We start from the raw sequence: 22,485 nt of genomic DNA on the forward strand, positions 1-22,485 counted from the left end.
TTCAAAGAATTACATCAAGCCCACAAAGCCTACATTCACGGAATCCAGGCGGCCGCATGTGAATTGATCACCTCAGCCCAGTTCTACATTGACAAAATTCGCGAGCATCAGGCAATCGTCGACAAATCGCTTGACTTCGACGCAAACTCACACGAGGGGCCGGTTTATAGCGTGAACAGGCTTGCGCATTTAAACAATCGAATCGCCGAGGTGGCGCTGAAGTATGCCGCAGACGTTGAAAGTGCACAATTCTTATACAGCGAGAAGCATCGGGCATTCCTTGACAGTGTCGACTCCTTGACAGACGCATTCAAGTGGCATATTTCCCAACACGCCAGCATATCCATTGACCTCGCGGATTCGGCTCTCTTGGCGGCGGGAGATTTTGTTCGAAAGGGAATCGTTGCTGGAACGATTATTGGAGTCAGCTGGGTGGCGATGCCGCTATTGGTGGGAGGATTCTGCACAATTGCCGTAGCGAGCGCCGCTGTGGGTACAGTCAACGCAGCAGTCTGGTCTGTGCAGGCGGTCCAGCAATGGTTCAGTGGCTGCCATCTCCAGGGCGTCCAGCGGGAGTTCGGTCCGCATGTGGTTCGCGACCTGCCAGCCGACGATCATCCGTGAGTACACGTCCGGGACGAATGCCACGTATGCCCAGCCGGACCAGGCGCGGACATAGGTCATGTCCGACACCCAGAGCTGGTCGGGCCGGGAGGCGGTGAAGTCGCGGTCGACCAGGTCCGGCGGGGGGGTGCCGACGGCTCCGGAAGGGTGGTGCGGCGCCGCCGGCCACGGATGACGCCCTCGATGACGAGCTCAGCCATCAGCCGCTCGACGGTGCAGCAGGCCACCTCGTGGCCCTTGCGCCGAAGAGCGCGGATGATCCGGCGGGCGCCACAGGTGCCGCCCGACTCCGCGTGGACCTGCTCGATCAGCGGCATCACCTGCTCGTCCCGGAGCCGGCGGGCCGACTGCGGGCCGCTTCCTGCGAGCGAAGTACCTCGACGGCGACAGCTCCAGCACCGGCAGACGGGATCAACCCCGAGACCTCTGTCACGCAGGTGGTCGATCACCTGCTCGGCCTCGTCCGGGGACGGTCGATCTCCTGGGCAAAAGCACGCTGGCAACTTTGAGGATGTCGTTCGCCCGCCTCAACTCCGCCACACCCTTGCGGAGTTGTTTGAGCTCGTCCTGCTCGGCGGTGGTCAGCCGGGCGACGCGCTCACCGCGGTCGGCCTCGGCCTGGCGGGCCCAGCCGCGCAGGACCTCCTTGTAGATGCCCAGGTCCTTCGCGACGTGCGCGATCGGCCGGCCGGTGCCGCGGACCTCGCGAACCGCGCGCTCGCGAAGCTCATCCGGGTATCTACGACTCAGTAACCCCAGACCAATCCACCCCGCAGACACCCACCAAACATCCGTTCCGAGATAGAACGCTCTTTGAGAGGTCGTTTTGAGACTATTCGGTAGTCAGCGGTGGGGGGCTTGATCCTGGCAGACGGTCGTCCGGCTTTGTGCACGAAGTTTGGGCTCTGGTCCTCTTCTTGTGGGCGGGTACGCAGCGTGACTGTTGCTCGTCGTTGGATAGCTGACGAAGTCGCCTAAAAATCGTCCTGCCTAGGTGGAGTGGGGTCGACAGTTCTGCCCCGTGAGCGAAGTACGGCCGCAGCTGGATGAGCTGCTGTTCTGGTCGGTGGAGAACGTGTCGGTGGAGTCGGTCGAGGTGACCGACACCGTCGTGCGCGTGGAGGCCCAGACCACGGCCAGTGGGGCGGCCTGTCCGGGCTGCGGGTGTTGGTCAGGGCGAATACACGGCTCCTACCTGCGGTTTCCCCGTGACCTGCCAACCGCAGGCAAGCTGGTCGTGGTGGATCTGCGAGTGCGCCGTTTCCTCTGCGTCGAGGCGCCCTGCCCGCGCAAGACGTTTGTCGAACAGGTGCCGGCGCTCACCCGTCGGTTCGGCCGCGGACGGAGCGGCTACGTTCGACGCTGGTCTCGGTCGGGCTCGCGCTCGCGGGGCGGGCCGGCGCCCGGATGTCGGACGTCTTTGCGAGTGAGCCGGAACACCCTGCTGAGGCTGATCACCTCGCTCCCGGATCCGCCCGCCTCCACGCCCCGCGTCGTCGGAGTCGACGAATACGCCCAACGCAAGGGCCGGATCTACGGAACCGTGCTCGTCGACGTCGAGACCCGCCGCCCCGTGGACCTCTTACCGAACCGGGAGGTGGACACCCTCGCGGCCTGGCTGGCCGAGAGGCCTGGGATCGAGATCATCTGCCGGGACCGCGCCCGCTTCTAGCCCGCGCGCGGCCAACCGGACCCGCATGCAACCCGCCCGCCTGGTTCAACTGGCTGAGCGGCAGGGGATCTACGCGCTGAAGGACGTGAGGCAGGAGCTCTGCGAGCAGTACCTGGAGGCGCGCTCCTGGAGCGTCCCGGAGCCGGACCAGCCACAACGCCGGCTGGACCCGGGCACGCTCTCGGAGATCGTCCGCACCATGAAACTGGTCCCTCTGTACGGCGAGCTCCTGTCCACCGACGGGCACCGCCCCGGTTTCATCCCCTGGCCAGGCAAGACCGCGGCCCAGGTGGTCGGGGCCAAGAGCGGGCGGGCGAACCGCGTCCCGCCGGTGCCCGACCACATCCTGCAGCCCCTGCTGGCGACCTGCCTCTACCTGGTCAACGACATCGGCCCGCACCTGGCGGACCTGCTCGACGAACTGCGTGCCGATACGGCAGCCGCCGCGGACTCGCCGCGCTGCACCGTGAAGCACCTCCCGGCCATACAGGACGTCCTGGCGCAGATGCGTGCCGCCCGCGAACCGCTGCCCGCCATCTCGGCCCAGAAGGCAGAGGCGGTCGCAGAACATTCCGACCGTGACCCGCTCGCACATCTTGCGGCCAACCGCCCCGGCCGCAATATCGGCGTGCGGGAACTCAGCCGCTCGTGGGCGTATCGGCACCTGAAGGAGAGCCCCGACCTGCTCGAAGTCGCCGCGGAGGTGGGCTTCGCCGGAGCGTGGGCCCGTACGGCCTCGCCGATCCCCCAGGCATGCACCCGAGAGCCGGTGCCCTTTACGAAGCCGCTGGCCGACGGGGATGTGGAGATCATGGCGGGCTACGTGCTCACCGCATGCCTCATTCTGACCTGCGCCCTCAGCGGGATGCGGACCAGCGAGCTGGCCGAGATCACGGTCGGCGCCCGCTCCTGCGAGCAGCCGGCCCCTGGGACCGGGTCTCGGTTCCGGCTGGCCAGCCGGGTGATCAAGTGGAAGCCGTTCGGCGGGGTACCGGACGAGTGGGTGGTCATCGAGGAAGTGGACCGAGCCGTCGCGCTGGCTGAGCGTCTCGTCGGCCGCCCCGTCGGCGAACCGCACTTCAGCACGAGCATGATCGGCGACCGACTGGTCAACCTGCGCAACTGGCTTGAGCGTTCCGGTAACCGCGAGCGATGGGGCCTGGCGCTCATTCCGCAGGGCCCGGTCAACGCCCGTATGCTCCGACGCACACTGGCGCAGGCCATCGCCGAGCGTCCGGGCGGTCTGCTCGCCGCGAAGATCGCGCTCAAGCACATCTCCGTCGCCACCACAGAGGGCTACGCCGCGGGCCCCGGCGGATCTCAGCGGCTGTTCCTCGCCGAGATCGAGGAGGCCGAGGACGAGCACCATGTCCAGCTGACGGTGCAGGCGTTTCGCGACGTCCAGGCCGGCCGCCTGCCCGCCGGCCCCGGCGCACGGAGCCTGATCGAGGCCTTCGCCCACGTGGATGCGGAACTCAAGGAAGCAGCCCGGTCGGACCCCAAGGTCCTCGCGGACGACGCCCATCTGGAGAGCCTCCTACGCGGCCTGCTCGGCGAGGACATCCCGGCGCCGGCCAAGCGCCCGCGCGGCTTGCGCTCCGCCCTCACCGACGGCGACGGCTGGCGCGCCGCCGCCTTCACCGTCGCGTACACACCCATCGGCCTCGTCCTCTTCGCGGTGACGGTCATGGGCAGGTTCTACGGTCTCGCCGCGCTCACCTATCCGTTCTGGTGGCGGGCACTCGAAGGGGATGGCCGCTACGGCATCGGCTTCGGGTTCGGCATCGAACCCGACACCTGGCCTCAGGCCCTGCTCACCGCTGTGACCGGCGCCGGCATCCTCGTCGTCACCACCTGGTCGACACGCGGACTGCTCGACCGCGTCGTACGCCCATGGCCCACGCGCTGATCGGGCCCGGACGGCTCGAGTCCCGGGTCCAGGAGCTGCAGGAGACCCGTGCCTTGGCCGTCCAGGACTCCGCCGCCACCATGCGCCGCATCGAACGCGACCTGCACGACGGCGCCCAGGCCCGCCTCGTCGCGGTCGCGATGGCCCTCGCCGGCGCGAAGGACCAACTCGCCCGCGTCCCCGGAGACGCCCCCGAACTGGCCCACGGCCGCGAGCTGGTGGACTCCGCTCTCGACGGCTCCCGCACCGCGATCAAGGAACTTCGCGACCTGGTGCGCGGCATCCACTCACCGGCCCTCAACGACGGCCTCGACGTCGCCCTGGAAACCCTGGTATCGGGCTACGCGCTGCCCGTGGCGCTGGACGTGGACCTGCCTGAGCGGCCCGGAGAGGCGACCGAGACCATCGCGTACTTCTGCGCGGCCGAACTCCTCGCCAACGCCGCCAAGCACGCAGGCGCCACCCGCGCCGAAGTGTCGGCGTACGCGAAGGACGGGGCGCTGCACCTGTCCGTACACGACGACGGGCGCGGCGGCGCACGGCCGCGCGCGGGCGGCGGCACGGGGCTGGCGGGATTGTCGGAGCGGGTCACTACGGTGGACGGGTGGCTGCTGATCGACAGCCCCGCCGGCGGCCCGACCACCGCCACCGTCGAACTGCCGCTGGGCACCAGGTCCTAGGATCCGCCGCATGCGCATCGTGATCGCCGAAGACGCCGCCGTCGTACGCGAGGGCCTGGTCCAGCTCCTGCGCGACCGGGGCTCGGACGTCGCCGCCGCGGTGGGCGACGCCAAGGCACTGCTCGAGGCAGTCGAGGAACACCGGCCGGACGCCGTCGTCGCGGACATCCGCATGCCGCCCACGCACCGCGACGAAGGACTGCGCGCCGCTCTCATCCTGCGCGAGCGCTATCCGGACCTCGGGGTGCTGCTCTTCTCGCAGTACGTGGAAACGCGCTACGCCAACCGGCTCGCCGCCATCGGCATGTCCGGATTCGGCTATCTGCTCAAGGAACGCGTCGTCGACGTCGGCGACTTCGTCGACGCCCTGCACCGGGTGGCCGCGGGCGGCACCGCGCTCGATCCGGAGGTGGTCTCGAAGCTGCTGGCCGCCCAGCACAGCGCACACGGCCTGGCGGAGTTGACCGCGCGCGAGCACGAGGTCCTCGGACTGATGGCTCAGGGCCACACGAACGCAGCGATCGCCGAGGGGCTCGGCATCTCCCAGCGCGTGGTGGAGAAGCACACCGCGAGCATCTTCACCAAGCTCGACCTGCCGCGCACGGAGGGCGGCCACCGGCGGGTCCTCGCGGTGCTGCGGTATCTGCACGGCGAGGGCTGAAGGCGAAAGGCCGGATGCCGCGCCCCGAGCGGGAGCCGGGCACGAATGCCTCGCCCTGCTCCGGCAGCCCAGTACATCAATACCCCTGGAACGGGCAGGGCCCTTCGCCGACACCCGGCCCCGGACGAACGAGCTCGGCAGCCATGGTTCTCCAGCAGCCCCGAATCCCGAGTACATAGAGCGGGACGTCATTCGTGTGGCTGGTGCAGGAGTGCCGATAGAGCCGGGTTCAGTCCAGCGCCAGCGTGCCCACCGTTTGGTCTCCGCACGGCGTGTTCGATGTTCATGTGAAGCGACAGCACTCGGGCCTGACGAGCTACTGGATGCTCCAGCGGTGCGGATGCTCGGGATCGTCGGGGCAGGCGAAGACGTTGAGCTCACCCCAGCGGCCCACGGTGACCTCGGTGGGAGTGGCACACCGGTGAGTGGGCTGGTCCCGGTCCTCCAGCGGTTTCCAGCTGCCGCTGCCACCGTCCCACTCCGAGCTGTCGATGGTCAGCAGCAGGTGCATTGGTGTCGTGCAGGTCAGGCAGTCCATGGGGTACGGGTCTGTCGCGTGCCAGGAGGCGAAGCCCCCCCACACGCCAGCCGGGCGGGATGGACAGGTCGTACTGGTAACCAGGCGGCTCTGCCGTGCTCCCCTCGGCCGCCTGCACGGCTTCCTCCTCAAGGGGCTCCTCCCAGGTGTCGATCCGGGCGCACAGTTCCTCGGGCAGAAGGCCGGCGAACGGGTAGGTCACCACCTGCTCCGGGTGCAGCACACAAGGCTCTGGCACAAAGCCGTCGGACCCGACGACCAGCGGCTGCGGCGGCACGGTCAACACCTCGCCAACCTCCCCCGACCGCCGCCAGCGCAGGTACAGCTCCAGGTCGTACCGGCCCGGGCCGTGCGCGCTGAAAGGGCACCAGAACACTTGGAACAGGTCACAGTCACCCGGCCCCGCCGGCAGGTCGGGGACATCCCGCCGATACAGCTGCGCAAGGCCGATCATCGGCAGCGGGTCGGTCTCGGAAGCCTCGAGGATCCGGTGCTTCCGGTGCAGCTCGTCCAGGAGCTCCCGTTCCTCGTCCGTAGCGTCGGGGGCCTGTTCGCGGGCCCACACGGAAGCCAGAACCTGCCGATAGCGGCGGATGTCGGCCGGTCGGCGCCCACGCCCACGGCCATGCGCCTCCCACGGCTCGTCCGCCGGCCACAGCATGGGACCGCCCACGGAACTGGCCGACACATCTGGCTTGCCCGGCCGCGGATGGAGCCGCGTTGTCGTCCCCCGGAAGTCGGCCAGTCCCGGGAAGAGCGCCTCCACATCGAAAGGGCGCGGAGGCGTGGTTCTCGTCATGGACGCGACCTTTGGTGCCCGACACCGCCGGTCATCGAGCAGCCTCTCAGCGACACCTGCCGCACCGGGCCACGTCAAACCCGTGAGCGCTTCGATTCGTTCATCAGCCTCCGCTGTCTCCCAAACCGGTGTACAGCTGTCCGTGCCTTGCGAGTGGCGGAGCGGTACATGTGGACGGCCAGTCGGGGGACCAGATTTGCGTGGGCGGCGCGTATGACGGCCACCTCATGGATTCCTGCGCGGCGGCGGGTGCCTGGTGCCGCCGGGACGTCGGCAGCCCTGACAGACTGTCGGTCCCCGCCGTTACCATCGTGGGACAGCCATCAGCGGGTAATCCGGGGCGCGCCCTCAGGCGCCGCGCTCCGTTCGCCTCATCCAGGTTTCCTTCGTGCGGTGGGCTTGTCCCCGCTGACGGGCCGGGGGCAATCCCGAGAGGGATGAGCTCGTGTTCCATCGCACGTTGCACGAGCCCATCCCCCCGGATTCCGAACCACTGCCCTCGCCGCTCACCGGGCCGGGATGGTGAATTCGCCCCAGAGGGGGAAGTGGTCGGAGATGCGCCAGGACAGCTCCGTCAGCGTCTTGTCGTCCTGGAGGTGGTGCACGAAGTCGACCTGGCCGCCGGTGCCAGAGTCCAGGGTGAGTTCGGGGCGGCGTTTCTGGCCCTTGGTGAACCAGGCGATCTGGTCGTAGAAGTGCTCGCGCCGGGGGCGTCGAAGACGGTACGCAGCAGTCCCGTGAGTTGTGGGGCGGGGACGAGGCCGGTGGAGGTGAAGGCTTCGAAGAGTGGGTCGTCGGCGCGGCCACGTTGAAGTCGCCTCGCCCAGGGCGATGAGGTTGTGGTCCCAGCCGAACTCCTGCTCCGGCCAGCCGGCCGGCCGGCCCGCCACTGGGGGATAGCCCGTAGCTCCGGTACCCGGTCGGTGGCGTCTTTGCTGTAGAGGACGTGGAGGGTGACGAGGGTGAAGGTCTGGCCCCGGGAAAAGAAGCTGACCGCGTAGAGGTACGGGCGAACTGGCGGTCCAGATCACGCGCTGGGACGCCGGCGTCCTGCTCGGTCGGGGAGCTGGGGGTGCGTGAGGGGCGTGGGTGGGGGTGCGCCAGACGCGGCGCGTCAATGGTGGGCAGGAATATGGGGATTCAAGGACGATGGCGCGATCGGGAAGGGTGTCGAATTGCTCGGTCACTGCCTGAGCGGCGTGTGGGAGTACGGGCCGGTGGAACTCAGCGGCTTTGTGGGCCTCCCGTGCGACTGCTTGCACATTCCCGAGGGGGCGGACTCGCTCCGCGGCGCGCTGGATGATCAATTCCAAGGAACGCCTGCGGAGGGTATGGGGAGGGCGGCGGCCGAAGCCACCGCGAGACGGTCAGGCGGCGGGCTGCCGGCCCTGGTTGTCGAGGTGGCAGCGGGCGGTCAGGCGTCAGGGTCGACTTCGGGGTGCGTGAACCGCACGGGCTTGCCCAGCGACCGGGCGTAGGCGATTTCGGCTCGGGTGCTGTCTCCGATGTAGTCGCCGACTACGAGCACCTCATCAGCGAGCCGGATCTTCGCCCGGTGCAGATCGTCGAGTCGAACCTTCAGCGCCTCGGCCTCGACAGGATCGGACCAAAGTTCGTGCGGCGACTTCATGTCACACCCCGGTTTGACGACGATCTTTCCGGCTTTGGTCTCCCGCAGATCGGCCTCGTTCATCTCGGTCATGAAGCGGGTGGAGCCGCAGATCACGACGATACGCGGGAGGCTCAACAGCTTCTTCGCGTCGGCGAGCTTCTCCTCGGGGGTGAGCAGTTGCGAGGATGACACTGGTTCCTCCCTGTGGTGTGGTCCAAGGGGTGCCTGCGGAGACGAGAACGAGGGTGTCCAAGATAGCTGCGGCGCCGTCAGCTCCAGCACGTGAGCCAGTGCCAGGAGTGCAAGAACAGCGTCAACGGCGAACTGCTGGAGACCGTGGAGAGGGCTTCGAGATGACCTTCGAGGAGTTCGTCGCCCTGCAGATCGGCCCGCGCCGGATCGGAGACCGCTACACCACGGCGGCGCCGACACCGAGCACGAGGTCCTCGCCATCGACCGTGGCCCCCGCCAGCAGTGGCCGACATGGCAGATACTGTGCGCGGCCGGGACCACTTGGGCTGCTATCCGGCGTTGGGCACTGCTGGATCGGGCTCGACTACCGCACCTGCGGGCGGGACGGCGAGCCCTCGGCTCGACTGAGCCGGGAGCAGACGCAGGGTGGCTCAGCTCCCGGCGGGCCCCGCCGAATCCTGTAGCAACGCCCGCGTTCGCTCCCTACAGTCGCCCGATGGCCACCGAGGACAACAACCCAAGCCAGCCCGACGTAACTGCGATGCTCAAAGGCCAGACCAGTGCCTGCAAGGCAGCACGCGACGCCGTCGCCGCCGGAGGCGAGGTCATGCTCTTCGAGGGACGGCCGCCTCAGTGGATGGTGTTCGGGATCGCTGCGACAAGGCTGAGACGGTCGCTGAAGATCGGCCTGACGACCCTCGGCCTCGACGAGACCGTTGAGATCCTCCGCGCTCGGCACCGCGACGAGCAACTGCGTACCGGCAACATCGTCGCAGCAGACCGATCCTAGTTCTTCACCGTGTACTTCGACGCCACCTGGGCCGAACTCCTGGCGTGCAGCGGCGTCAAGAACGAACGCCCCTCGCGGGGGGACGGTCAGAAACTCCAGCCGTAGAAGCCACCACCCGTGTTCACCGCAGACGTTCCGCGAGGGTGACGGCGACATCGAGCAGGGAAGAACGGACGAGCGCCGGGTCGAGGGTGTCGAGGGTGTCGAGGGCGAAGTCGTATCGCTCGCTGATCGATTCCGGCATCCGGCGGGGCGTGACGGGCGCGGATCGACCCCGCGGGCACGCTGGGACAGGATCCGCCCCGCCCGGGTGCCTGGGGCGTCTCCGGTGTGGCCGACGTGTCCGCCGTCGTCCGGCAACGTCGGCGCGGCGTGGCACGGCGCGCCCCCGCCGCCGGATGGTTCCGGCGTGCGTGCGCATAGGGGCCGCAACGATTTGAACGCGGCCGGGTGAACCCGGGGGACCGTACTGAACGCGGTCGCCCCGGCCCGGGTCTCCGGGACTCCGGGACCTACGGGACCTACAGCGAGACGGAGCGTCTTGCCGCCTCTACGGCCTACTGCTACTCTCCGATACAGACGAGACGTTGCGTCTCGCCATTACTTGCCTCGGAGGGTCGCCCTTGTTCCCAGACGTCCCCGTCCTCGTCCTCGCCGTGCCCGGCGCCACCACCACATCCCAGCTCACGCTCGCCGACGTCACGAAGCGCTACGACGACATCACCGTCCTCGACCGCGTCTCCTTCAGCGTCCGACCGGGCGAGAGGGCAGGCGTCGTCGGCGACAACGGCTCCGGCAAGTCCACGCTCCTGCGGCTGCTCGCCGGCCGGGAGCGACCCGACGACGGCACGGTCACCGTCGTCGCCCCCGGCGGCATCGGCCATCTCGCCCAGACCCTGGGTCTGCCGGGATCGGCACGCGTCGGCGACGTGATCGACCTGGCGCTGGCCGATCTGCGCAGGCTGGAGCGACGTATCCGCACCGCCGAGTCCGCCCTGGCCACGACCGGCGAGGCGGGAGCCGCGGAGTACGCGCGGTTGCTCGCCGAGTTCGAAGCGCGCGGCGGCCACAGCGCGGACCGCGAGGTCGCGACCACCCTGCGCCGACTGGGCGAACGCGAACCGTTCGACCCCGACCGCAGGCTCGGCACGCTCTCCGGCGGAAGGCGCTCCCGTCTGGCACTCGCCGCCGTCCTCGCGGCCTCCCCGGAGCTGCTGCTCCTCGACGAACCCACCAACGACCTCGACGACGAGGCAGTCCACTGGCTGGAGGAACGTCTGCGCGCGCACCGCGGCACGGTCGTCGCCGTCACCCACGACCGCGTCTTCCTGGAACGCGTCACCCCCACCGTGCTCGAGGTCGACCAGGACCGGCACACCGTCCGGCGCCACGGCAACGGCTACGCGGGCCACCTCGCCACGAAGGCCGCCGACCTCGCCCGCTGGACGAGGGAGTACGAAGACTGGCGCGCCGACGTGGCCCGCCAGTCACGGCTGGCCACCACCAACATCGGTCTGCTGTCCGCGATTCCGCGCAAGGCCCCTGCGGCGTTCAGCGGAGCCGGGGCCTTCCGGGCGCGGTCCCGCGCGCACGGCGCGATGGGCCGCATCCGCAAGGCCCGCGAGCGCCTGCACCGGCTCACCGCGAACCCCGTGCCGGCGCCGCCGCAGCCACTGCGGTTCACGGCACGTATCGAGGGCGAACCGGCGGGCGGGGTCTGCCTCTCGGACGTCGTGGTGCCCGGACGGCTGAGCCTCGACTCCCTGGAGATCCCGCCAGGTGGCCGACTACTGGTGACCGGCCCCAACGGCGCGGGCAAGTCGACCCTGCTCCAGGTTCTCGCAGGCGAAATCGTCCCGGTCTCCGGGGAGGTCGTGCGCCCGGTCCGCGTCGGCCACCTCCGCCAGACCACCCCGTCGGACCAGGACGGCCGCACCGTCCTCCAGGCCTACGGCGAGGACCGGGCCGAACAGCTCTCGGCAACGGGCCTGCTCCACGAGAGGGACTTCACCCGCCCCGTCCGCCATCTCTCCACCGGCCGACGCCGCCGCCTCGAACTCGCACTCCTCCTGGCCGACCCGATCGACCTGCTGCTGCTCGACGAACCCACGAACCACCTCTCCCCCGCCCTGGTCGAGGAGTTGGACGCCGCCCTCGCCGCCTACCGCGGCAGCTTGGTGACGGTCACCCACGACCGCCGGATGCGCCAGGGCTTCACCGGCCCGGAACTGACCCTGACCGGACGTGAGCGGGAGCCGGCCGGGAAGGGAACCCGACCGGGCCCTGACCCGACCAGGACCTGACCTGACCGGCGTCGGCACCTGACCGGAACGGGGCCTGATCCGACACGGGCACCTGAGCCTCATCCATGCCGGTAGGCGCGGTCCTCACCACTTCAGCACACCTTCCCGCTCTTCAAGGCTCGCGCCCGCAGCTCGACGGGGTGGATGCCGACCGCGGTGAGGCGCATGGCGGCGGGGTCGGCCCAGACCCAACGGGTGGGCAGGGCGCGGGCGTCGCAGGGCACGGGCCACAGCAGGAGCCGGAAGGCGATGCCCATCCCGGGGTACTCGCGTCGTTCCAGTGCCGCGCCCCGGCGGGTCTCTCCTTGGATGCCCAGTCGGACGAGCGGTTCGCGGTAGGCCGGGTAGATGTGTGCAGCGGTCGGTGTGGCCTACAGGTCCGCTGCGGTGAGTTCGGTTGCGTCGCGCCAGATGGTCATGCGCCCGCCGTCCAGGGGATGTGGTTCAACTGGCGGCGCGATAGCGGGCGGCCGGACCGGCTGTTCCGTGTCCGTAGCACCGATTGATGCGGTCCAGGACAGGCTCCAGCCGCAGCCGGGCCTCACGCCCCGGGTCGAGGGAGACCTGGGGTGCCGATCTGAGGGCTGTCGGCGCTGGTGAGATCCTCGGCGATCACGGTGACGCGGCGGACGCGGCCCGCTGAAACGCCATCGCGTCCAGGATCCGGCAGAGGCCGGTCTCGAGGTCTTCGGTGTGCGCGGACGCCTCGGGAAGCTTCCGGGTGCGCGACACGGTGACTCCGCCGGCGAACCCCACGGTGAGAGTGAGGCCGCGGGCGCCTTGCCGGCGGTGCCGCAGACGCTCCGCGAGAGTGACAGCGACATAGAGCAGGGCGGAACGGACGAGCGCCGAATCGAGGGTGTCGAGGGCGAAGTCGTAGCGCGCGCTCGTCGATTCCGGCAACCGCCGGGGCGTGACGGAGCGCGCATCGATCCCGCGGGCACACCGGGACAGGATCCGCCCCGCCCGGCCGCCGAGGACCCGTTGCACGGTGGCCTCCGGAACCGCGGCGAGCGCAGCGATCGTGTGCAGGCCGAACTTCTTCAGCGTGGCCGCCTGCACCGGGCCGATCCCGTGCAGCGCCTCGACCGGCAAGGGCGCGAGGAAGGCGGTGACGGCCGCCTCCGTGGGCTCCACATGCAGGATCCCCGAAGCGCCGGTGCGGGCGGAGGCCATCGCGGCCAGGCTCCATGTCGACGCGATGCCGATGTGGACGTCCACGCCGTACCGGGCCAGGACCTGGAGACGGAAACGGCGGGCGAGCTCCACCGGCGTCGTGCGATGCAGACGCAGCACACCCCTCACCTGCGCAAGCGCCGCACCAGGCGGCAGCGGCTGCACGACGGGCGTGAAAGCGTCCAGCAGGCCGAGGACCTGCCGGTACTCGCCGTCCGGCAGGCCCGGCCGACAGCGGACATGCCACGCCGACGCGATCTTCGGTCTCTACTCTTCCCCCATTACGGCCACCTCCCCCACCACGACACCGAACAAAGACTCGAACACCCACGTCCGACGGTCTCCGGAACACGCCCGCCGCGCGCTCCTGCGACTGTGTGCGATAGGTGGCCTGTGAGCACGCTAGTTGGCCCCTGTGCGCGGCAGGTGGCTCACGGGCCCGGGCAGGCCCTTGGCTGGTGGCCCGCGTGGACCGCCGAGAGGCCCCGTCTACGCTGGCCGAATGATGGACGCGGGGGACTTTCGGGTCGGTGACGTGCTCTCGGTCACGTGCCCCTTCACGGTTACCAGGGTTGAGCAGGGTGTCACCTGGGATCACGTGTCGGTGCGATGGCCGTGGTGGGCAGTCGACGGCGACAACGAGTTCGCTCATTGGAACGGCATCGTCGCCCTTGGCGTGGGCGGCAGCGGCCACGAGGTGGAGGCCGAACTGTTCCGGACGGACCCTCCGCCGGAACAACTGAAGGCCGGAGACGTCTGCCGGGTCGGCGTGCCGCCCACCGTGGTGCACGTGACGGCCGTCGACCACCACGATCCCCCGCTGGAGACTGCCTGGCTGCCGCACCCCACCCAGACCGTGACCGTGCTGCGCCAAGGCCTGTCCTATCGCGAGTTCCCGGACGGGAGCCATCGCGATGGCTCGGGGTACACCATCCACCCCGGCGACGGGATCCCCTTCACGTTCGAGTTGCTGATGCGTCCGTACGCGTCGCTCCAGGTGGGCGACGAAGTCGCCGACATCACCGGCCGGGCATGGCGGTTCGACGGCCCCTGGGACTGGACTGCCTTCGATGGAGAGCGAGCCGGTACGGGCCCTGCGTGGCCACTCATCCTGCTCACCCGAGCAGCGAAGCCGTGCTGCGTCGAGGACGCTGAAGCAGTGGCTGCGAGCACGGCCAGCGGTTCGCACCAGAAGACGGTCCGAGACTGGATGGCACTCACGGAAGCCTCGCCCACCCCCTGACCCGTCGGGAAGTCTGCGAGGTTTCTCCCGTGGCTGAGCGCGGATCTGGCCTTACGGGCCAACTAGCGCGCACAGTCACAGCTGTCCCGTCTCACTGATGGCGCTTCCTGAAATCGGCCACCCCCTGCTCAGGGGGGAACCCAGACCTGCTCGATGGATCTCCCCACCCACACGGCATCTGACCTGCGCGTCACACGGGAGGGGCTGCCCGGTAGTTGGCGAGGTCCAGGGGGCGGGACGGACTGTCCAGGGTGGCCGAAGGCCGGCGCGTAGCCGGCGTCGGGGATCAATGGAGCCGTGGCTATCGGCGAGATTGATCAAGGTCCAGGCGCTGTATCACGGAATGGATCTTCCGTGCAGGGGTGCGGGTGACGGCTCACTGATCCGGCTTCTCCTCGACTGCTGTCCGCCGCGTGCCGGTTGAGTTCTTAACTGCTGGCACTCCGCTCAGACGATCGGCGCAGGTGGCCGGAGCGCCTCCGCGCCTGCCCGCCGCCTGAACGTCATCAGCTGAGAGTGTTGCCTCGACCACCGAAAGTCCTCAATAGGACACCCGAGGAGCCCGCTGGCACCTGCGTCTTGGTGCTGGCCTACTGGTAGTGAGGGGGCGAAAGCGACAGATGAGCTGGCGGTCTTGGCCGATGCGATGCCGCACATGGACCCTTCGAGCTCCTGGGCCCCCTCAAAGGCTGCTGCCTGCCGGAACCAGGCCGGGCTCCGGCGAGATGGATCACGAGGTGGGTGCACATGACCTTTGTCGAGAAGCACCGATTCGCCGGCGGCCGGACGGAGCGCGACCTGCTGAGGATCTCCTGGGAGGGTGAGATCTTCGGGGTCGGGCTATTCGAGACGCTGACCGAGATGTATCCGCAGCATGCCGAGCAGTTCACGGCGTGCGCGACGATGGAATGGTTTAACGTCCACTACTGCGAGCCCTTCGGCCACGACGCGGGCGTGCACATCACCCTGGAGCAGGCCGAAAAGCTGGGGAGGGACGGCGCGGCGCTCGCGCGCGGTCTGCACTCCTTCAAGAACGTGGCCAAGCTGACTGCCGAGGAGACCCGTGAGGTCGATCCGCTGTACAAGATGATGGCCAAGCACGCCCACACGCCTGAGCTCAAGGCGCTCGCCGAGGACCTGCTCGAACACGAGGACGCGATGCGGGACTGGCTCAAGTCCGAGCTGGAGGGGAATTCCGACAGTGGCACGAAGATCTTCGCCTACCTCGACCGTCACGGGATCTCGCGAGAAGAGGCAGTGACGCCCCGCAGGCTCAGGGAAGACGCGGGGGGAGACAGGCAACAACTCGTCCTCGCCTTCTTCCCCGACGAGGAAAGCGCCGACCAGGCAGCGCGGTCGCTGAAGAACTGGGAAAAGGCCACCGAGTACATGAAGGTCGACGCCATCGGCGTGCTCGTCAGGGACAGCCACGGCAAGGTCAAGGAGCACAAGCTCGGCCGGAGGGCCGGGAAGAAAGGCATGGGGGTCGGTGTAGCGCTCGGCGTGATCGCGGCCATACCCACCGGCGGCCTGTCCCTGGCAGGGGGTGCGCTCGCCGCCGGGGCCGGCGGCGGGGTCATCGGCGAGTTCTTCCACAAAGGTCTCAAGATGACCGACGAAGACATGGCGAGCATCGGCCGCGAACTTGACGACGGTCGTACAGCCGTCGGGGTCCTCACCTGGGACTTTGAGACCGACGCCGTCGCGGGGAAGCTCAAGGACCTGGGCGGAACGATTCAGACTCTTGAAGTCGCTCAGGTGGAGACCGAGGCGCAGGGGCACACGGCAACGGAGGCGTGACAAGAGAAGTGAAACGATCTCGAAGAGCTGTCCGCACACTTACGAACGGGCGGCAGGCTCTCCACCTGCGAGGGCTCGTTCCTGTTCCCCACTCAGTTAAGTAACGGAGCAAGTGAGGCGACGAGCAGCCCTGGCCGATTCCAGGGCTCTGGCCGCAGTTCCGTGAATCTCCAGGTGAGCGAGGGGAACGAGGGATCGTTTCGGCAGAGTGTTTCCTGCCATGGCGAGCAATACGGTCGAGGATGTGCTGTTTCCCGGGGTCGATGTGCGAGTGGAGCGCGTCAGCGGCTCCATAGACGTCCTTGTGGTGGAGGCGGTGTCCACTGCTCGCCCGGGCCGGTGCCCGGACTGCCGGAAAGAGGCGAGACGCATCCACAGCACGTACCGACGCACCCTGGATGAAAGGCCGTTGGGCTCTCGCCGGGTCATAGTCCGGCTGCGCGTCCGCCGATACTTCTGTGACCGGAAGAGCTGTTCCCGCAAGACGTTCGTCGCGCAGGTGCCGGGTCTGTCCGAGCGGCACCGCCGCTCCAGCACCGGGCTGACGGGCTGGCTGCGGTCGATCGCGATCGAGCTCGGCGGACGTCCGGCCGCGCGGCTGTGCCCGCGATCGTCACCTGCCGCCTGGTCTACCGGTGGATCGACGACAAGGCCGCCTTCCTGGGCCGCGTCCGCCACTTCCTCGCCCCGGGCGGGACCTTCTGGGTGGTCACCGAGATCACCGGGCGCCGCCCCGCTACCGACCCCCTGCAGGACCTCGGCATCACCCCCGCCCAGGCCGAGCTCCTCACCGCGGGCTGGTCCGCCGTCCAGACCGCCGACCTCGACGTCCTGCGCTGCTACGCCCTGCGTCCCTGACCCCCGCCCCGGCTACCGGATGGACTTGGTGACCACCGAATCGGACACCGTTGAGACCTGGAACACCTACGGAAACCACCAACTCACGCGAGGACTCGAGCTGCCCGAGCTGGACCGGTGGGACTGGGGCATCCCCGGCACCGGCCCCGGCATCGAGGTCCTCGGCGACATGGCCGGGCTGCGCGTTCTCGACCTCGGCAGCGGCCTCGGCCGGCACGCCGCCCACCTCGCCGCCCGGGGCGCCGACGTCACCGCCGTCGATGCCTCCCCTGCACAGCACCAACGCGCCCTCGCCCGCTACCCGGACACCCCGGGTCTGCACCTGGTGTGCGCCGACGCCGTAGCCCACCTGCGCGACGCCGATCCGTACGACCTGGTCTACTCCGTCGGCTCCATGCCGTATCTGGACCCCGACCGGCTGCTGCCCGTCCTGGCCAACGGCCTTGCACCGGGCGGCCGACTGCTCTTCTCGGCGCTCCACACCAACTCCGACGGCACCGGGCCATCGGCCGAGCTGATGCCGCGCCCCGAGATCCTGCGGCTGCCCGGCACCACCGAAGACCACCCAGTGAACATGTGGGTCCTCACCCCGCAACTGTGGGAGGACCTCTTGGTCCAACACGGGCTCAGAATGGAAGCGGTTACCACCATCGACTCCCCGAAACCGGACAACCACGTCTCCTACCGGCTGTACGCAGCCCGGCACCTGCAGCGGGTGCCTAGCCCAACATTGCTCCGCAGCGGATCCCGAGACGAACTGCGCAACGCGCTGACCCGCGAGTGGCTCGCGGACAAACCGTCGCGCCCGTGGATTCTGTTTGTCGCTGACCGATCTGCCGCTCTGCTCTCGCTCTGCCGCATCGAGTCCGAGCGCGCATGGATCAAGCGGATGTTCGCCAGTGTGAGCGACTACGCCGAGTACCGCGCCCTGATTGAGTACTACACCGCCGAAGGCGCCGTGCTGGAGGCCAGACGTCGTCGTGTCCGGAATGCCTTGGTGCACGGCAACCCCGCTAGTTTCGCGATAGTTGACTCGGTGCGCGAGTACGCCACATTCCTGAGCGGCAGCGCACTCAACCTCGGTCTCGGGTCCTATGTCGAGGGCACGGTGCCCGCCACCGCACTCGCGAAGCGGACTGACGAGTTCAACGCGATGCAGGCCGGTCAGGACGCCGCCAGCCATTGGCGGGATCAACTCGCCGGAAGCGCTGCAACGACTACGCCCCCTTCATAGGCAGGAACTTCGACTCACCGGCGCCACCTGGCCGCGGAGTTCGTCAGCGAACGGGTCCCAGAGCCTGATCACGCCGCCCGATCACTGCTGGCCGAGGCGTGGGCTCAGGTGACGTGGTTCAGGAGCCAGGTAACGACGGCTCGGAGGATGCCGAAGACGGCACCCTGCAGGGCTGCCCCCGGCCAGGGTGAGCCGTTCGCGGCGGGTCAGACGCGTGCGGGACATGGAACCTCCACAGAGGTGATGTGGGTGGATGGGCAGCCGGCCGGCTTGTTGTCCACGCTGAGGCCCTCGAAGAGATCAACTCCGAGTTGCGACACGCCTGCAACGGGCGCCGGACCTGCGCTGTTCACGCCGTGGGGGGGCGGGAGCGGAGACGATGGTGCGATGAGTGGCGACACCGGGGGCGAGAGGGCGGGCCCCGAAGAGGCAGCGGGCGCGTGTGGGATGGCCGTCGGCGCTGCGCCGGCTCAAGGACCTGCTGTTCGAGGTGTACTTGGCAGCGAGGGCGCCCCGAGCCTGGACGAGATCACCGCAGACATCGCCGCCGACGACGGCCTGGACGGGGCGCCGAGCCGGGACACGGTCCACCGCGTCATCACCGACGGCGAACGGCTTGGACGGCAGGCCGATGTGGTGGCCGTGGCCACGGTGCTGGCCCGCCGGGCCGCCTGGGATGGGCCGGACCTGGCAGGGCGAACGCGTGAGCTGTGAGTGCAGGCGGGGATGTCACAGGGGGCGGGACGCCCGATCAGCGACCTGCGCGGCGATGCCCGGCTCATCCCGCAAGTGCCGCGCCCTTGGCCGGACGCGGCAACCGTGTCGTGAGCCCTCATCGGTTCTGCAGCCACCAGGTGGCTGCGGCAACGGCTGCAGCACCCGCTGCGGTGGCAATGCCACGGACGAGGCTGAACAGGGCGACGCGACTCAGACGCCAGACGGTGCGATGCTTGACCATTACAGGGTGCCCCTTCTGATCTTTGATTTCCGGCTGGGCAGCCGGGGCTTGGGGCGAGGTTGGACTCAGGCACCTGGTGGTGTCCGAAAGGGCGGACACTCCGGACGAACCTGTCCTACGCTCCAGGTCATCGCACTGACCGCCTTGCCCGCAGCGGGCGTTGGAGTCGGGGATGCAAAGGGGGACATGGGGTGCAACGGCAATCTCGCGAGCTTTACGAGGGTCTGCGCGCCCTGGAGAACCGGGCCATTGCCGCCCGTCGCGCTGCGGGACGGCCGTGTTCACGGCGGGAGACAGAGCGCGTCCTGAAGCAGGCTCCGTACGGTGTCGCCCTGAGCGCCCAACGCATCAGTACGTGGCTGCCGGATGCCGCCGGACAGGCCCAGGTCCCGAGCCCCGCCAACAGCGAGAAGGTATGGGCTCTGATCCAGGTGTGGAGCAGCTGGGCCGGGGAGATACCCGACGAGCGCTACTGGCGGAACCTGCTGGATCAGGCTCAACCGGTACGCCCGCCTAGAACGGCCCAGTCGGTTCTTGGGCGGTCGATCCGCCGGCTGGATCCCTTTGCCCTGGAGGTGCACCGCGCCATTGAAGTCTTGCCTGCGGCCGGTAGCCCTCCTCTGGAGGTTCTGCCTGCCTATGTTGAGCGCATACATGACTGGCAGTTGAGTGCGCTCGTCGGTCTGGCAGCCGACGGTGTGAGTGGTATGGCGATTCTGGTGGGCGGGTCCTCATCAGGCAAGACTCGGGCTTGCTGGCAGGCTGTCCAAGCGCTGCCGGACGGGTGGCGGCTGTGGCATCCCTTCGATCCAGGCCGGCCTGAGGCCGCGGTGGAGGGGCTGGAGAGGGTGGGGCCGCGGACCGTGATCTGGCTCAACGAGAGCCAGCACTACTTCCTGACCCCAGCCAACGCGGTCGGGGAGCGCCTCGCCGCTGGCATGCGCACCCTCCTGCAAGACCCCGATCGAGCACCCGTGCTCATCCTGGGCACCCTCTGGCCTGAGTACTGGCACATCCTGACGGCGTCGCCCACTCCCGGCAAAGCTGACGCGTACGCCCAGGCCCGAGCCCTGCTGACCGGCCACGATCTGACCGTCGCTGACGCGTTCACCGATCTTGATCTGGACGCTCTGCGAACTTTAGCCGACGAAGACCCCCGGCTGGCGTTCGCCGCTGAGCGCGCCAAGCAGGGGCAGATCACCCAATACCTTGCAGGCGCCCCGGCCCTGATCGAGCGGTACAACAACGCGGCCCCAGCGGCGAAGGCGCTGATTTCCGCTGCTATGGACGCCCGGCGTGTGGGCCACGGCCTGGCCCTGCCGCGCGACCTGCTGGAGGCGGCAGCCGAAGGGTACCTCACCGAGCAGCAATACGACCTTCTGCCGGAGGAGTGGTTCGAGCAGGCACTCGCCTATGCCACGGAACCGCTGCGCGGCGCTTGTGGACCGCTCACTCGCATACGTCCTCGCCGGGACCGGCCCGGTTTCGCCCAGCCTCACTACCGACTGGCTGACTTTCTTGACCAGCACGGCCACCAAGTACGCCACGCCACTGTCATACCCAACGCCTTGTGGAATGCCCTCACTGATCACGGCATCCGGGCCGACCTTGCGGCCCCCGCCTTCCACGCGCAGTCTCGGGGCCTGCTGCGGCTTGCCTTCGTGCTCTACCGCGCGGCCTACGACGCCGGTGACGCCACCGTTCCACGACGGGTGGCCCAGATGCTCAGTCTGGCCGGCCGAACAGAGGAAGCCACCCATTGGTACCGGCACGCCGCGGAGGTCGCCCTCCGCGAAAGCGCTCTTGCCGAGGGAAGGCCGCGAGAGGCCCATCGTGAAGAGGTCACCGAATGGCTTAAGGACCTCTGGGATCCAGGAGCCGATACAGCAGCAGTCCGGCTGATGGCGGAAGAGGGCGGCATCGAGGACGCGCTCACCTGGCTACGGGCTCGTGCAGAGAAAGGAAACCTTGGTGCGCCAATGGAGGCTGCTCGGTTGCTTGAAGGTGCGGGCCGGGGTGATGAGATCCTCGCCTGGTACCAGGCCGGCGCCCAAGCCGGCAGTCTGAGTGCCGTCGGATCGGCAGCCCGCGAGTTGGCGAAGACTGGCGGTATCGAAGAGGCCCTCACCTGGCTGCGTGCCCGTACCGAAGTCGGTGGCCTCGTCGCCTCGACCATGGCAGTTGTTCTACTGACAGATGCCGGCCGTACGGAGGAGGCACTGTCCTGGTACGAGGCCCGGGCCGAGAGGGGCGAGCACAACGCCTTGACGGAGGCGGGGGACATGCTCGAGGAGGCCGGACTTCTCGATGAAGCGATCACCTGGTATCGGCGAGGCATCGAAGCTGAGGATCACGCCGCACGAGAGGAAGGAAGTGAAGGCGGGCTTCCGAAGGCGATCTCTCTTGTCATGGAGGCCATAACGCATTACCGAAAGCTCCGGCAGGAGGGTTTCCATCTCTCCGAGGACATGTCGCATCTGGTGGAGATGGCGGAACGTATCGATGACGCCCTCACCTGGCTGCAGCGCCCTGCGGACGCCGCTGTATCCGCCACGCCCCTGGATGAGGCAAATCGTCTGCAGGAGGCTTCCGCCTGCCTAGAAGAAGCAGTCACCTGGCTCAGGGACATCGCCGAGACCGGTGACCCTTCAAGCGCGCGGAGTCTGGGTCAAGTACTGGCGGCGGCAGGCCGCATTGATGAAGCGTTGATGTTCCACCAAGCCCGGACAGAGGCCGGCGAGCACGGTGCGGCAATGATGGCGGTCGAGCTGCTCAGAAGAGCGGGTCGCACCGAAGAAGCGACGTCATGGCTGCAACGCTTCGCCGACGCAGGCGATCCGTCAGCCCAAGAAGAAGTGGCCCTGCGGTTGAAAGCAGCGGGACGCGTCGACGAGGCAATCACCTGGATGCAACGCGCCGCGGAAGCCGGCGGCTTCTACGTGAAGGAAAGGGCAAGCCGCTTGATGAGGGCGGCAGGCAGGACCGAAGACGCCATCGCCTGGATGCAGCGCCGCGCCGTCGGCGGCGACCTCAAGTGCATGCGGGAAGTTGCTCGCCTGCTAGCTGCGGACGGGCACATCGACGAGGCCATGGCCTGGATGCAACGCGCCGCGAAAACCGGCGGTGACCTACTCTGCCTGCAAGACGAAGCCGAACTGCTGGAAACCGCAGGACGGGCCAAAAAAGGCAAGAGGCTACAGAAGTACGGCTGGGAACTGGACAGTTCCATCGCTCAGCGCTGGGACGCACCGCTCCCCGAAACCTGATGTCCGACTGCGCGGGAACGGCGTCTGGTTGGTTCGAAAGCCTGCGCCGACCCCGTTCGACAGCGGATTTTGCCCCATATGTTATTCGCGGGCATGATCCGTCACTGCGATCCGGCACCACCTGTGTTTTGGGTGGTGCCTCGGCCTGCTGGATGCTGCCCGGTCCCGGA

20 protein-coding genes and 2 pseudogenes are annotated in these 22,485 nt (G+C 68.4%); 13 read left to right on the forward strand and 9 right to left on the reverse strand.

All coding sequences use genetic code 11. The features are described from left to right. Positions 1-444: 444 nt before the first annotated feature. From ACIQMR_RS35815 to ACIQMR_RS35825, 3 genes are read right to left on the reverse strand one after another with little or no spacing between them, the layout of a single operon-like run. The gene (locus ACIQMR_RS35815; protein ID WP_401396643.1) at positions 445-684 is read right to left on the reverse strand and encodes a DDE-type integrase/transposase/recombinase; all 240 of its coding nucleotides are present in this window, start codon (positions 682-684) and stop codon (positions 445-447) included. Then, a complete protein-coding gene (locus ACIQMR_RS35820) occupies positions 681-1,073 on the reverse strand; it encodes an IS3 family transposase (RefSeq protein WP_401396646.1) in 393 nt (130 codons plus the stop codon). Before ACIQMR_RS35820 ends, ACIQMR_RS35815 begins: the two co-directional genes overlap by 4 nt. After that, complete coding sequence (locus ACIQMR_RS35825) at positions 1,054-1,404, reverse strand: transposase (protein ID WP_401396648.1); 351 nt, start codon at positions 1,402-1,404, stop codon at positions 1,054-1,056. The genes ACIQMR_RS35820 and ACIQMR_RS35825 overlap by 20 nt, the downstream gene beginning before the upstream one ends. 241 nt (positions 1,405-1,645) lie before the next feature. Between ACIQMR_RS35825 and ACIQMR_RS35830 the strand changes: the two genes are divergently transcribed. Genes ACIQMR_RS35830 through ACIQMR_RS35845 form a run of 4 tightly spaced genes read left to right on the forward strand, consistent with a single transcriptional unit; the run spans position 1,646 to position 5,546 of the window. After that, positions 1,646-2,296 carry a transposase family protein gene (locus tag ACIQMR_RS35830; RefSeq protein WP_401396651.1) on the forward strand — a complete coding sequence of 217 codons (651 nt, stop codon included), beginning with the start codon at positions 1,646-1,648 and terminating at the stop codon, positions 2,294-2,296. A gap of 25 nt (positions 2,297-2,321) precedes the next feature. Then, positions 2,322-4,205 carry a sensor domain-containing protein gene (locus tag ACIQMR_RS35835; protein WP_401396654.1) on the forward strand — a complete coding sequence of 628 codons (1,884 nt, stop codon included), beginning with the start codon at positions 2,322-2,324 and terminating at the stop codon, positions 4,203-4,205. Further along, positions 4,190-4,885, forward strand: a complete 696-nt coding sequence (locus tag ACIQMR_RS35840) for a sensor histidine kinase (protein ID WP_401396657.1) — start codon at positions 4,190-4,192, stop codon at positions 4,883-4,885. Before ACIQMR_RS35835 ends, ACIQMR_RS35840 begins: the two co-directional genes overlap by 16 nt. A 10-nt stretch (positions 4,886-4,895) precedes the next feature. Then, on the forward strand, positions 4,896-5,546 hold the full coding sequence (locus tag ACIQMR_RS35845) for a response regulator (RefSeq protein ID WP_401396659.1): 651 nt from the start codon (positions 4,896-4,898) through the stop codon (positions 5,544-5,546). A 316-nt stretch (positions 5,547-5,862) separates the two neighbouring features. On the opposite strand, the pseudogene ACIQMR_RS35850 reads toward ACIQMR_RS35845, so the two are convergent. From ACIQMR_RS35850 to ACIQMR_RS35860, 3 genes and pseudogenes are all read right to left on the reverse strand, one after another. Next, positions 5,863-6,883, reverse strand: a pseudogene (locus ACIQMR_RS35850) (hypothetical protein). A 506-nt stretch (positions 6,884-7,389) separates the two neighbouring features. Next, the gene (locus tag ACIQMR_RS35855) at positions 7,390-7,773 is read right to left on the reverse strand and encodes a hypothetical protein (protein ID WP_401396662.1); all 384 of its coding nucleotides are present in this window, start codon (positions 7,771-7,773) and stop codon (positions 7,390-7,392) included. Positions 7,774-8,297: 524 nt separating this feature from the next. After that, positions 8,298-8,687, reverse strand: a complete 390-nt coding sequence (locus ACIQMR_RS35860) for a hypothetical protein (protein ID WP_401396665.1) — start codon at positions 8,685-8,687, stop codon at positions 8,298-8,300. 496 nt (positions 8,688-9,183) lie between these two features. Here ACIQMR_RS35860 and ACIQMR_RS35865 point away from each other — a divergent pair, with 496 nt between their 5' ends. Further along, positions 9,184-9,477, forward strand: coding sequence for a hypothetical protein (locus tag ACIQMR_RS35865; RefSeq protein WP_401396668.1), 294 nt, complete (start codon positions 9,184-9,186; stop codon positions 9,475-9,477). A 121-nt stretch (positions 9,478-9,598) separates the two neighbouring features. Here ACIQMR_RS35865 and ACIQMR_RS35870 read toward each other — a convergent pair whose 3' ends face one another. Beyond that, positions 9,599-9,721, reverse strand: coding sequence for a hypothetical protein (locus tag ACIQMR_RS35870; RefSeq protein ID WP_401396671.1), 123 nt, complete (start codon positions 9,719-9,721; stop codon positions 9,599-9,601). Between the two features lie 412 nt (positions 9,722-10,133). Here ACIQMR_RS35870 and ACIQMR_RS35875 point away from each other — a divergent pair, with 412 nt between their 5' ends. Continuing rightward, a complete protein-coding gene (locus ACIQMR_RS35875; RefSeq protein ID WP_401396717.1) occupies positions 10,134-11,780 on the forward strand; it encodes an ABC-F family ATP-binding cassette domain-containing protein in 1,647 nt (548 codons plus the stop codon). A gap of 92 nt (positions 11,781-11,872) precedes the next feature. Here the strand turns inward: ACIQMR_RS35875 and ACIQMR_RS35880 are convergent, their stop codons facing one another. Continuing rightward, positions 11,873-12,037, reverse strand: coding sequence for a hypothetical protein (locus ACIQMR_RS35880; RefSeq protein WP_401396674.1), 165 nt, complete (start codon positions 12,035-12,037; stop codon positions 11,873-11,875). A 355-nt stretch (positions 12,038-12,392) separates the two neighbouring features. Further along, complete coding sequence (locus tag ACIQMR_RS35885) at positions 12,393-13,076, reverse strand: hypothetical protein (RefSeq protein WP_401396677.1); 684 nt, start codon at positions 13,074-13,076, stop codon at positions 12,393-12,395. A 382-nt stretch (positions 13,077-13,458) separates the two neighbouring features. Here ACIQMR_RS35885 and ACIQMR_RS35890 point away from each other — a divergent pair, with 382 nt between their 5' ends. The 7 genes and pseudogenes from ACIQMR_RS35890 to ACIQMR_RS35920 all read left to right on the forward strand — a co-directional run bounded on the left by ACIQMR_RS35890 (position 13,459) and on the right by ACIQMR_RS35920 (position 22,315). Next, positions 13,459-14,199, forward strand: a complete 741-nt coding sequence (locus ACIQMR_RS35890; RefSeq protein WP_401396680.1) for a hypothetical protein — start codon at positions 13,459-13,461, stop codon at positions 14,197-14,199. Between the two features lie 747 nt (positions 14,200-14,946). After that, on the forward strand, positions 14,947-15,999 hold the full coding sequence (locus ACIQMR_RS35895) for a DUF1269 domain-containing protein (RefSeq protein ID WP_401396683.1): 1,053 nt from the start codon (positions 14,947-14,949) through the stop codon (positions 15,997-15,999). 220 nt (positions 16,000-16,219) lie between these two features. After that, positions 16,220-16,450, forward strand: a pseudogene (locus ACIQMR_RS35900) (transposase family protein); the annotation flags it as partial. A gap of 149 nt (positions 16,451-16,599) precedes the next feature. Beyond that, positions 16,600-16,857, forward strand: coding sequence for a hypothetical protein (locus ACIQMR_RS35905; protein WP_401396726.1), 258 nt, complete (start codon positions 16,600-16,602; stop codon positions 16,855-16,857). 28 nt (positions 16,858-16,885) lie between these two features. Next, a complete protein-coding gene (locus tag ACIQMR_RS35910; protein ID WP_401396720.1) occupies positions 16,886-18,091 on the forward strand; it encodes a class I SAM-dependent methyltransferase in 1,206 nt (401 codons plus the stop codon). A 387-nt stretch (positions 18,092-18,478) separates the two neighbouring features. Continuing rightward, positions 18,479-18,805: a hypothetical protein gene (locus ACIQMR_RS35915; RefSeq protein WP_401396686.1), complete on the forward strand. Its 327-nt coding sequence runs from the start codon at positions 18,479-18,481 to the stop codon at positions 18,803-18,805. Between the two features lie 435 nt (positions 18,806-19,240). Next, positions 19,241-22,315 carry a hypothetical protein gene (locus ACIQMR_RS35920; protein ID WP_401396689.1) on the forward strand — a complete coding sequence of 1,025 codons (3,075 nt, stop codon included), beginning with the start codon at positions 19,241-19,243 and terminating at the stop codon, positions 22,313-22,315. Positions 22,316-22,485 lie beyond the last annotated feature (170 nt).

The organism is Streptomyces sp. NPDC091376 (assembly GCF_044757085.1).
In the GTDB taxonomy this organism is placed as follows: Bacteria; Actinomycetota; Actinomycetes; order Streptomycetales; family Streptomycetaceae; genus Streptomyces; species Streptomyces pratisoli.

What these genes read in the sequence shown, in the direction of transcription:
- ACIQMR_RS35835 (WP_401396654.1), top strand. Translation starts at nt 2,322, where the DNA reads ATGCAACCCGCCCGCCTGGTTCAACTGGCTGAGCGGCAGGGGATCTAC.
- ACIQMR_RS35880 (WP_401396674.1), bottom strand. Translation starts at nt 12,037, where the DNA reads ATGGGCATCGCCTTCCGGCTCCTGCTGTGGCCCGTGCCCTGCGACGCC.
- ACIQMR_RS35845 (WP_401396659.1), top strand. Translation starts at nt 4,896, where the DNA reads ATGCGCATCGTGATCGCCGAAGACGCCGCCGTCGTACGCGAGGGCCTG.
- ACIQMR_RS35915 (WP_401396686.1), top strand. Translation starts at nt 18,479, where the DNA reads ATGAGTGGCGACACCGGGGGCGAGAGGGCGGGCCCCGAAGAGGCAGCG.
- ACIQMR_RS35870 (WP_401396671.1), bottom strand. Translation starts at nt 9,721, where the DNA reads ATGCCGGAATCGATCAGCGAGCGATACGACTTCGCCCTCGACACCCTC.
- ACIQMR_RS35895 (WP_401396683.1), top strand. Translation starts at nt 14,947, where the DNA reads ATGACCTTTGTCGAGAAGCACCGATTCGCCGGCGGCCGGACGGAGCGC.
- ACIQMR_RS35840 (WP_401396657.1), top strand. Translation starts at nt 4,190, where the DNA reads ATGGCCCACGCGCTGATCGGGCCCGGACGGCTCGAGTCCCGGGTCCAG.
- ACIQMR_RS35815 (WP_401396643.1), bottom strand. Translation starts at nt 684, where the DNA reads ATGACCTATGTCCGCGCCTGGTCCGGCTGGGCATACGTGGCATTCGTC.
- ACIQMR_RS35890 (WP_401396680.1), top strand. Translation starts at nt 13,459, where the DNA reads ATGATGGACGCGGGGGACTTTCGGGTCGGTGACGTGCTCTCGGTCACG.
- ACIQMR_RS35865 (WP_401396668.1), top strand. Translation starts at nt 9,184, where the DNA reads ATGGCCACCGAGGACAACAACCCAAGCCAGCCCGACGTAACTGCGATG.